This is a genomic window from Roseateles sp., from assembly GCF_036404855.1.
GTDB lineage: Bacteria > Pseudomonadota > Gammaproteobacteria > Burkholderiales > Burkholderiaceae_C > Pelomonas.
On the sequence record NZ_DASWYS010000354.1, the window covers coordinates 39,138 to 47,559 of the forward strand.

General features: G+C 66.7%; 7 protein-coding genes. 4 read left to right on the top strand and 3 right to left on the bottom strand.

Going from position 1 to position 8,422, the window contains the following annotated elements:
- Positions 1-34: 34 nt before the first annotated feature.
- Complete coding sequence (locus VGF12_RS23715; protein ID WP_331178509.1) at positions 35-892, top strand: LysR family transcriptional regulator; 858 nt, start codon at positions 35-37, stop codon at positions 890-892.
- On the opposite strand, the gene VGF12_RS23720 is transcribed toward VGF12_RS23715, so the two are convergent.
- The 3 genes from VGF12_RS23720 to VGF12_RS23730 form a co-directional block, all read right to left on the bottom strand.
- Entirely contained in the window at positions 876-2,087 is a 1,212-nt protein-coding gene (locus tag VGF12_RS23720; protein WP_331178510.1) for a glycoside hydrolase family 27 protein, read from the bottom strand. The genes VGF12_RS23715 and VGF12_RS23720 overlap by 17 nt on opposite strands.
- 20 nt (positions 2,088-2,107) lie before the next feature.
- Positions 2,108-3,526: an MFS transporter gene (locus VGF12_RS23725; protein ID WP_331178511.1), complete on the bottom strand. Its 1,419-nt coding sequence runs from the start codon at positions 3,524-3,526 to the stop codon at positions 2,108-2,110.
- Positions 3,527-3,676: 150 nt separating this feature from the next.
- The gene (locus tag VGF12_RS23730) at positions 3,677-4,720 is read right to left on the bottom strand and encodes a LacI family DNA-binding transcriptional regulator (RefSeq protein ID WP_331178512.1); all 1,044 of its coding nucleotides are present in this window, start codon (positions 4,718-4,720) and stop codon (positions 3,677-3,679) included.
- Positions 4,721-4,877: 157 nt separating this feature from the next.
- Here VGF12_RS23730 and VGF12_RS23735 point away from each other — a divergent pair, with 157 nt between their 5' ends.
- The 3 genes from VGF12_RS23735 to VGF12_RS23745 all read left to right on the top strand — a co-directional run.
- On the top strand, positions 4,878-5,804 hold the full coding sequence (locus VGF12_RS23735) for a PfkB family carbohydrate kinase (RefSeq protein WP_331178513.1): 927 nt from the start codon (positions 4,878-4,880) through the stop codon (positions 5,802-5,804).
- A 9-nt stretch (positions 5,805-5,813) separates the two neighbouring features.
- On the top strand, positions 5,814-7,199 hold the full coding sequence (locus tag VGF12_RS23740) for a GH1 family beta-glucosidase (RefSeq protein WP_331178514.1): 1,386 nt from the start codon (positions 5,814-5,816) through the stop codon (positions 7,197-7,199).
- Positions 7,200-7,265: 66 nt separating this feature from the next.
- A partial coding sequence (locus VGF12_RS23745) for a tryptophan halogenase family protein (RefSeq protein ID WP_331178515.1) occupies positions 7,266-8,422 on the top strand: 1,157 nt, incomplete at its 3' end.

Sequence of the window (8,422 nt, forward strand, 5' to 3'; positions counted from 1 at the left end):
CAATACTGAATCACTCCATCCGCTTTTCGAATGCATGCGCGACCTGCAGATCGACTGGCTGAAGTGCTTTGTCGCCACGGTCGACGCCGGCTCGCTGTCCAGCGCCGCCGCCGAGATCCACCGCTCGCAGTCCGCCGTCAGCATGCAGCTCAAGAAGCTGGAAACAGCCATCGGCCACCGCCTGCTCGAACGCAACGCACGCCAGCTCGCGCTGACCCACGAGGGCCGGATGCTGCTGGGCTACGCGCGCCGCATGCTGGACCTGCAGGCCGAGGCCCAGGCCGCACTGCGCGAGGACGACGTCGACGGCCTGGTCCGGTTGGGCGTGCCAGACGACTACGCCAGTAAGTACCTGACGCCGGTGCTCAAACGCTTCGCGCCGCGGCACGGCGGTGTCGAGATCCAGCTGGACTGCGAGCAGTCGACCTCGCTGATCCCGCGTGTGGCCCGCGGCGAGCTGGACCTCGCCCTGGTCTCGCGCGATCACGCGCGACGCGGCACCCTGCTCTTCCATGAACCCATGGTGTGGGTCGGTTCACCGCAATTCGACGTCTGGCGCCGCAACCCGCTGCCCATTGCCGTCTACGAAGCTGCGAGCCTGGGCCGGCGCAGTGCCATCAACGCGCTGGCGCTTCAGGGGCGGCCATACAAGATCGTCTACAACAGCTCCAACCTCGCGGGGCAGATCGCCGCCGTGGAAAGCGGATTGGCGGTGGCCGTGCTGACGCAGTGCAGCGCGCCACCCCATCTGCAGCGACTGGGCACCGAGCATGGTCTGGGGCCGCTGGAGCCGATGGAGGTGGCCGTCTACCGCAGCCAGGCCTCCAAAGGCAACAAGGCGGTGGACCGCCTGCAGCGCATGCTGGTCGAGACGCTCAGGGCGAAGGCGTGACGCGCACCATCAGCACGCCGTGAGGCTGCACGCGGCCGCCGACCTCGCCGGCCACGCCGCGGGTCTTATTTCCTGACCACAGGTCATGCACGTCGGCCTTGAGCCTGGCGGGCAAGTCCAGCTGTTCCCAGGTGACCTTGATGTCAGCGGCTGTCTCACCACGATTGAACAGCACCGCCGCGCGGTCGCCACCAGCCAGCGTGCGCACCCAAACTTCGAGCTTGCCCTGGCGCCAGATGCGCCGGCCCTGGCGGCCCAGCGGATCCTGGTCGACGCGTATGACCTCAGCGTTGGTCAGGATGCGCTTCGTGTCGGCGTCCATCTTCGCCATGTCGTTGCCCGCGATCAGCGGCGCGGCCAGCATCGCCCAGATGGAAAAGTGGCTCTCGTACTCCGCCGTCGTCATGCCGCCATTGCCGACCTCCAGCATGTCGGGGTCGTTCCAGCCGTTGGGTGCGGACTCGCTCCACAAGTCGGCATTCATGTCGATGATGTCCAGCAGGCCATGCGACCACTCCTTCTTGCCCTGCCAAGCGTCCCAGATGTCGCCCGTTGTGCGCCAGAGGTGACCGACCGGGTGGGCCCAGCGGCCCGGCTGGCTGGTGCCCCATTCGCAAATGGACAACACGATGTCGCGGCCCGACTCACGCAGCGCCTTGGCCATGATGGTGTAGGCCGCCTCGGGGTTGCGCGGGCCGGTGTAGCACCAGTCGTACTTCAGGTAGTCCACACCCCACTTCGCGTACTGACGTGCGTCCTGGAATTCGTGGCCGGCGCTACCCGGACGGCCGCCACAGGTCAGCGCACCGGCGTCGGAGTACAGGCCGAACTTCAGGCCCTTGCTGTGCACATAGTCGGCCAATGCCTTCATCCCCGACGGGAAGCGCTCGGGGTCGGGCTGGATGTTGCCGTCGGCATCGCGGCTCTTTTGCCAGCAGTCGTCGATGACGATGTAGGCGTAGCCCGCCGCCTTCATGCCGGACGCCACCATCGCGTCGGCCTGCTGGCGGATCAACTGCTCGCTGACGTTGCAAGCGAACTTGTTCCACGAGTTCCAACCCATGGGTGGCGTGGGTGCGAGATTGGGCTTGGCCGCGTCGAGCTTGAGCGTCTCGTGCGGCGCCGCCAGCGCCGCCGAAGCCGTGACACAGGTGAACGCCGCCAGCAGCGCGCAACGCAGCCAGATTGAGGTCATGTGGATCTCCCGGGAATGGGTCAGACGGTGCCGCGTCGGGCTTCCAGCGTCGCGCGGATTTCGTGCATGCGCTGCTCCGTCAGGAAGTAGCGCGACACGATGAAGAGCGCCACAAGCAGCCCGCAGATGGGAATGCCAGACAGGAAGACGCGAATCAGGAAGATGGCTTGCTCGTCCTGTGCGGGCAGCTTGGCGTCGAATCCGGTGAACATCAGCACCCAGCCTGAGGCGCTGTTGCCCAGGGCCAGCCCGACCTTGGAGATCCAGGAGCCACACGCTGCGAATGAACCCTCGCGGCGCTGGCCGCTGCTCAGCTCGTCGTGGTCGATGACGTCGGCCATGGCCGAGCCGTAGATGGTCCAGAAGCCCGCGCCGATGAACGCCACGCCGCCGCTGGCGAAGAGCTGCAGCCAGGGCAGCGCCGGGTTGTAGAAGAACCAGTCGCCGATGAAGGCGAAGATGCCCAGCACCAGTACCGTCATGAGGGCGTTGCGCTTGCCGTGCCGCTTCGCCACCCAGCCCGCGAAGCTGATGCCGACGAGGCCACTCACGAGGCCAGCCACGCCCATCAGCGAGTTCCACTTCGTGGCCTCAACGACGTTGCCACCGCAGACGTAATAGACCGTCGCGTAGTAGCCGAGCAGGCCCACCATGGCGGTGGCCATGTTGTAGGTCAGCATGGTGCCCAGCATCTGGCGGAAAGGCTTGTTCTTCAGCGTGCGGTAGAGCGTGTCCTTGAAGGGAACGCGCTGCCTGGATTGCGCCACGACCTTCTCGTAGTAGCGCTCGCGCGTCAGCAGGAAGATGGCGATGGACACCAGCACCATGATGGCGCCGAGGATGCTGGTGTAGACCTGGGCACCGAGCAGGATGTCGGGCTTGCCGCTGGCATCGTTGAAGACCGCCAGTGTCGTGAACTGGGCGGCCACGAACATCGCCAGCTCGGGGATCTTCTGGATCGCGTTCTTCACCGACATCACGCGCGTGCGCTCGTGATAGTCCGGCGTCATCTCGGCACCCAGGCTGTTCCAGGGCATGTTGAAGCAGCTCATCACCGGCACGTAGAGGCAGGTCGAGACCAGCATGAATATGAAGTACTCGCCGTCGCTCCAGCCGCGACCGACGGCGAACATCAGCGGCAGGCCTATGCCCGACAGCACGCCGCCGATGAGGATGAAGGGCCGGCGGCGCCCCCAGCGCGAACGTGTGTTGTCCGACAGCCAGCCGAACAGTGCATCGGACACGGCATCGACAAAGATCTTCAGGCCAAGGGCCGTGGAGATCAGGCCCGGCGCCACGCCCAAGAAGACGTTGAAGACGTGGAAGGCCATGGACTGATAGAGCCAGTGCCCCCACATGTCGAGGAACGAGCCCAGGCCGAAACCGATCTTCTGCGAAGCCGGCACGCGGTCGCTCGCCACGGGGACGGGTGCCGCCACGGCAGGTCCCGGGCGAGGCATGGCAGGCACGGCGGCCCCATCGGGATCGGCAAGCACGTCTGTCTCCTTGGCCGCCGGGGTTGGCGACTATTTTTAGTAAACAGACAGATTTTTGTTCGACTGCCAACCGAACAAAAGGCGGTGAAACACCTAGGCCGGCTGGCGCTTGCCCTTGCGAGTCGCAGGCGCCGGGGCCGCCGGGGCGGGCGTCACCATCGAGCTTTCGCGCACGACCAGCTCCACAGGCAGTGAGGCGTCGTTGGGCACGATGTCGCCCTCAATGAGGGCACGGGCGGCGACGTTGCCGAGCGCCTCCTTGTCCATCTTCACCGTGGACAGCGGGGGGCGGTTGCGCGCAGCCTCTTCGATGTCGTCGTAGCCGATGAAACGGATGTCCTCGGGCACGCGCAGGCCGCGTTCCAGGCAGAGCTCGATGGCAAACATCGCCGTGGAGTCGTTGTAGGCGAAGACAGCATCCGGCGGCGACGGCAGCTCAAGCAGGCGGCGCATCGCGTCACGGCCGGCGTCGCGGTACTCCAATGCCGGGTCCAGCGTGACTTCATAGTCCGGGTCAAAGAGGCGCCCCGCCTCGAACAACGCGCGGCGAAAGCCCTTGGCGCGCAGCGAGGTCGAGTAGTGCGCCAGCGGCCCGAAGATGGCGGCGATGCGCTGGGAGTTGCCCTCCAGCAGATGGCGCGTGGCCAGCCACGCACCAAGCTGGTTGTCGTCATTGACGCAGCGTACGCCGGGGTAGAAATGATCCACCAGCACCAGCGGCAATTCGCAGCGGCGGATAGCCTCCATGGCCTCGGGGTCGAAGTAGCCGGCGCCCAGCAGCGCATCCGCCTCATGGCGGCGAACCTGGCCGGCGACGTCGTCGCCCGCCAGCACGGACATCAGGCTCAGCGGAACGCCGGCCTCGCGGCAGGCCGTCTCGGCGCCGTGCAGCACATAGGAATAGAACGGGTTGTTGGCCAGCGAGCCGATGCTGCGGCTGTACAGGAAGAGCATGCGGCGCGGCTTGCCGGTGCGCAACTTGGCAGTGTCATATCCCAGTTGCTGGGCCACGCTCAGCACCTGGGCTCGCGTCTGCTCGGACAACCCCGGCTGGCCCTTCAGTGCGCGCGAGACGGTCCCGATGGACACGCCGGCGGCCTCGGCCAGTTCGCGAATCGTCACTCCCTTGTCGGCCATTGCCCGCGCTCCTGCTGTTGTTTAGCACCCCGCATGGGTGGCGATTGTCTCACCGGCGTCCCGCCGGCCCAGGAGCAGCGGCCATGCAACCGGGCTCGGGGCAAAACCTAGGTTGCCAATTGTTCACTAAACATTTCTTGTTGCATAGAATATTTCCATGTCCCAAACCTCCGTCGTCGTGCTCGGCGAAGCCCTGGTCGACGAATTTCATGACGGCCCGGTCGCGGGCGGCGCGCCCTTCAACGTGGCGCGATCCCTCGCCGGCTTGGGCGCATCCGCCCTTTTCATCAGCCGCATCGGCGCGGACGACACCAACGGGCAGCTGGTGCTGGACAGCGCCCGCCGCTACGGACTGGGCGAGGCTGGCCTGCAGCGCGATGCACGACATGCCACGGGTCGTGTCAGCGTGTACGAGGAGGCAGGCAACCACCGGTTCGAGATCCACGGCGATGCGGCCTGGGATCACATCGACGGCGATGCAGCGCAACGGCAACTCGCCGACACGGGTTCGACACTGATCTACTTCGGCAGCCTGGCCCAGCGCCACCCGACGTCGCGCGCCGCGGTGCGCGCCCTCGTTAAGCGCTTCGCCGGCACGCGTTTGCTCGATCTGAACCTGCGGCCCGGCGACGACGCCCGACTGCTGGCCGCCGAATCGCTGATGCTGGCCGACTGGGTCAAGCTCAACGCCGAAGAACTGGCTCAACTGGCCGCCTGGTTCGACATCGACGGGGTGGCAGATGACGCGGGCCGCATCGCTGCGCTGATGGCCCGCTTCGCCTTGCGGCGTGTGGTGCTGACCTGTGGCGCCAGCGGCTGGCGCTTCCACGGGCCAGGCGGCGAATTGCTGGCCCAGGGCCCGGGCGTCGCTCAGCCGCTCGTCATCGACACGGTCGGCGCCGGCGACGCCTTCACCGCGCTGCTGCTCGCAGGCCTCGCGCTGAATCGCGACCTGAACGCCACGCTGGCCCTGGCCAACCGCTACGCCTCGTTCATCTGCGGGGTGCGTGGACCGCTGCCTGCCGACCCTCTCGCCCTCCAACCCTGGCGCACTGCGCTGCACGCGCTCCCACTCTCCGCCTGAATCAATCCCATGGACCTGACACCCCCTCCCATCCCCCTGGCCGACCTCGTCGCACCGCCCGCGGGCTCGCCGATGCGACAACGCGACTTCATCTTCGGCGCCGGCACCTCGTCCTACCAGATCGAGGGCGCCACGCATGAGGACGGCCGCCTCGAATCCATTTGGGACCGATTCAGCGCCACGCCCGGCAAGGTGCTGCGCGGCGAGAACGGCGCCCTCGCGTGCGACCACTACCACCGCTGGCAGGAAGACCTCGACATCCTGAAGCGCCTCGGCGTGGACGCCTATCGCTTCTCTATCGCCTGGCCGCGTGTGATGGACGAAGCCGGCAAGCCGAACGCCAAGGGCATTGCCTTCTACAAGCGCCTGCTGGACGGCTTGGCCGAACGCGGCATCCGCGCATTCGTGACCCTCTACCACTGGGACCTGCCCCAGCACCTGCAGGACCGCGGCGGCTGGCTGAACCGCGAGACAGCCTACCGCTTCGCCGACTATGCCGACCTGATGAGCCGTGAGCTGGCCGGGCATGGCGATGTGGCCGCCTGGACGACGCACAACGAGCCCTGGTGCTCGGCCTACCTCGGCTACGGTGACGGCCACCACGCACCGGGCCTCGCCAACCCACGCTGGGCCGCGCAGGCCATGCATCATCTGCTGCTGGGCCACGGCCTGGCCCTGCCGGCCCTGCGCGCCAACGCCCCCAAGGCCCAGCACGGCATCGTCGCCAACTGCGCGCCAGGCTATGCGGACAGCGACACGGCCGGGGATCGAGATGCGGCCGCACTGTTCGAGACCTATCAGAACCGCTGGGTGCTGGACCCGCTGCTCAAGGGCGAGTACCCCGCCGATCTGTGGCGCTACTGGAAAGGCTGCGAGCCGCTGGTGCTGCCCGGTGACATGGACCTCATCAGGCAGCCCATCGACTACCTCGGCATCAATTTCTACAGCCGCGCAGTGTTGCGCTCCAAGGGGCCGGACACGATCGACTGGGTGCGCCGCCCCGACGTCGAACGCACGACGATGGACTGGGAGGTCTACCCGCAAGGACTGCAGGATCTCTTTGAGGCCTTCAAGCGCGAGTACGCCAACCTGCCGCCCCTCTACGTCACCGAGAACGGCATGTCCAGCCACGACGTCGCCAGCCACGGCGAGGTTGACGACGCGCAGCGCCAGGCCTACATCAAAGGCCACTTCGCAGCCTGCTCGCGAGCGATGGAGAACGGCGTGGACGTGCGCGGCTACTTCATCTGGTCGCTGCTGGACAACTTCGAATGGGCTTTCGGCTACGAACGCCGCTTCGGCCTTGTGCATGTGGACTTCGAAACCCAGCAGCGCACCCTCAAGCGCAGCGCCCTGGCCTACGCGGACTTCCTGCGCGAGCGCGCTGCGGGATAGCGCCCATGACGAGCTGACGGCAGCTTCCTAGACTCCACCGCGAACAAAGAAGCACGGGGACACCGCATGGAGAACTGGGGCAAGCCGCTGCGCAAGGTGGTGATTGTGGGCGGGGGTGCGGCGGGCTGGATGTCGGCCGCGGCGTTGAGTGCGGTGCTGAAGCCGCCCTACGAAATCCGCCTCGTCGAATCCGAGGAGATCGGCATCATCGGTGTCGGCGAGGCGACCATCCCGCTGATCCGAATGTTCAACGGCCTGGCCAGAATCGACGAGGCCAGTTTCCTAAGGGCCACGCAGGGCACGTTCAAGCTCGGCATCGAGTTCGTCAACTGGGGCCGCCAGGGCGAGCGCTATTTCCATGGCTTCGGTCGGGTCGGCAAGGAGGCGCTGTGGCCGCTGGACTTCACCCAGTACTGGCTGCGCCTGCGTGCCCTGGGTCGTGCGCAGCCGATCGATGCCTACGTCATCTCCTGCATGGCTGCCAAAGCCAACCGTTTCATGCTGCCGCGGCCGGAGATGCAGAACTCGCCGATGGCAGACCTGGGCTATGCCTACCACTTCGATGCGTCCCTCTACGCCCGGCACCTGCGTGCATTGAGCGAGCAGCGTGGCGTGCGCCGCACGGAAGGCAAGGTCGTGCGCGTGCTGCTCAACGAGGAGCCTGGGCCGACGCAGGGCCATGTGCGCGCGGTGCAACTGCAAAGCGGCGACCTGGTGGAGGGCGATCTCTTCCTCGATTGCACGGGCTTCGCCGGCCTGCTGACCGACAAGGCGCTGGGCGTCGGCTTCGAGGACTGGAGCCACTGGCTGCCCTGCGACCGCGCCTGGGCTGTGCCCACCGAGAGCACGAAACCGCTGTTGCCCTACACGCGCGCCACGGCTCACAGCGCCGGCTGGCAGTGGCGCATCCCGCTTCAGCATCGGGTCGGCAACGGTCATGTCTATTCGAGCCGTCACATGAGCGACGACGAGGCCGCGGACGTGCTGCTCCGAAACCTCGACGCGCCTACCCTCGCCGACCCGAGGCTGATCCGCTTCAGGACCGGCATGCGCAAGGAGGCATGGACACGCAACGTCGTGGCCATCGGCATGTCGGCCGGCTTCGTCGAGCCGCTGGAGTCGACGGCCCTGCATCTGGTGCAGATGGGCGTGGCCAAGCTGATCGAGGCCTTCCCGCACCGCGGCTTCGATCCGCTGGAGATCGCCGAGTACAACCGCCAGAG

Excerpts from the sequence above, each read along its gene's own strand:
- VGF12_RS23730 (WP_331178512.1), bottom strand. The coding sequence starts at position 4,720 with ATGGCCGACAAGGGAGTGACGATTCGCGAACTGGCCGAGGCCGCCGGC.
- VGF12_RS23735 (WP_331178513.1), top strand. The coding sequence starts at position 4,878 with ATGTCCCAAACCTCCGTCGTCGTGCTCGGCGAAGCCCTGGTCGACGAA.
- VGF12_RS23720 (WP_331178510.1), bottom strand. The coding sequence starts at position 2,087 with ATGACCTCAATCTGGCTGCGTTGCGCGCTGCTGGCGGCGTTCACCTGT.
- VGF12_RS23715 (WP_331178509.1), top strand. The coding sequence starts at position 35 with ATGCGCGACCTGCAGATCGACTGGCTGAAGTGCTTTGTCGCCACGGTC.
- VGF12_RS23740 (WP_331178514.1), top strand. The coding sequence starts at position 5,814 with ATGGACCTGACACCCCCTCCCATCCCCCTGGCCGACCTCGTCGCACCG.